Raw genomic sequence first — 1,356 nt, forward strand, 5'->3', positions numbered from 1 at the left:
TGTCCAAAATCATTAGGCCAGTTCAAGCTCGCTCCTACAGAGACGCCGGTGGTTCACTCAACCGACAGATGACGAAAATATTCCTCCAGAAACTCGACGCAAACCCGCAGTTTGGCCGACTGGCTCAGCCGCGTCGGGTACACCGCCCACACGTTGGCGCTCTGGGTGTAATCGTGCAGCACCTGCACCAGTCGCCCCTGCTCCAGCATCGGCTTCACATCCCACATCGAGCGCAACAGGATCCCGCCGCCACTCAAGGCCCACTGCAACACGATCTCGCCGTTGTTCGAGGATAACGGCCCGCTGACACGCACCGACTCTTCCTGCCCGTCCTTCGTCAGGTTCCACACGCCGAACGCGTTGTTGCGCTCCTTGAGCACCAGGCAATCGTGGTCTTTGAGGTCAGCCAGCGATTGCGGCACACCGCGCCGCTCCAGGTACTCGGGCGTCGCACACAGCACCCGCCGGTTGCTCACCAGTTTGCGCCCCAGGTGCTGGCCCGGCAGGTCATCCCCCACGCGAATCTCCAGATCGAAGCCCTCGCCAACGATATCGACCACGCGGTCGAACACGTCCAGGCGCAGTTCGAGTTTGGGATAGGTCTGCGACAGCTCGCAGATCGCCGGCGCCACATGGTTGCGGCCAAAACCGAAGCTGCTGCAAATGTGCAACGAGCCCATGGGTTGTTGCCGCGCCTCGGATATTTCGCCGACAAAGTCGTCGAAATCACCCAGCAACTTCTCCGCCCACACCCGCACCCGCTCACCGTCGTCGGTCAGCGCGATGCGTCTTGTCGTGCGGTGCAGCAGGCGGGTCGAGAGCGTGGTTTCCAGCACGGAAATGCGTTTGCTGATGTAGGCCGGCGAATACCCCAGCTCCTCGGCGGCGCTGGCGAAGCCGTTTTTCCGCACGACGGTGAGGAACACCTTGAGGTCTTCAGGCAAGGGAAATTGATCACGATTCGTGTTCATACGCCTCATACTTTTGCTGTTTATCGCGTTATTCGCGAAGGATAGCATCGATCTACCCAGTGGCAATCCATCCCCGGCCAACCGTGGTTTCTGAATCCTCGATAAAAACAACATGAGGAAAGCGCGACATGAACAAGCCCTACGAGCAAACCCTTAACGCCCCCAACGGCGGTTTCGTGCAACGCCTGCGCAGCCTCTGCGCCTACGAAATCGGCGTCATCCCGCTGCCGATCTTTCTCGGCATCGCGGTCATCGTTTATCTCTCGGCCCATCTGGGCTTCCTGCCCAAGAACATGATCGGCGGGCTCGCCGTGATCATGACCATGGGCGTGTTCTTCGGCCAGTTGGGCTCGCGCCTGCCGATCCTCAAGGAAATCGGCGGCGG

2 protein-coding genes are annotated in these 1,356 nt (G+C 60.3%); one reads left to right on the top strand and one right to left on the bottom strand.

What is annotated here, in order from left to right; genetic code table 11:
- Positions 1-53: 53 nt before the first annotated feature.
- Positions 54-971 (bottom strand): LysR substrate-binding domain-containing protein, encoded by a 918-nt coding sequence (locus tag PMI29_RS00170; protein WP_008004747.1) that lies wholly within the window; start codon positions 969-971, stop codon positions 54-56.
- 128 nt (positions 972-1,099) lie between these two features.
- Here PMI29_RS00170 and PMI29_RS00165 point away from each other — a divergent pair.
- Positions 1,100-1,356, top strand: a 257-nt coding sequence (locus tag PMI29_RS00165; RefSeq protein WP_008004749.1) for a 2-hydroxycarboxylate transporter family protein, incomplete at its 3' end; no start/stop codon positions are given.

It is taken from the genome of Pseudomonas sp. GM49 (genome assembly GCF_000282355.1).
In the GTDB taxonomy this organism is placed as follows: domain Bacteria; phylum Pseudomonadota; class Gammaproteobacteria; order Pseudomonadales; family Pseudomonadaceae; genus Aquipseudomonas.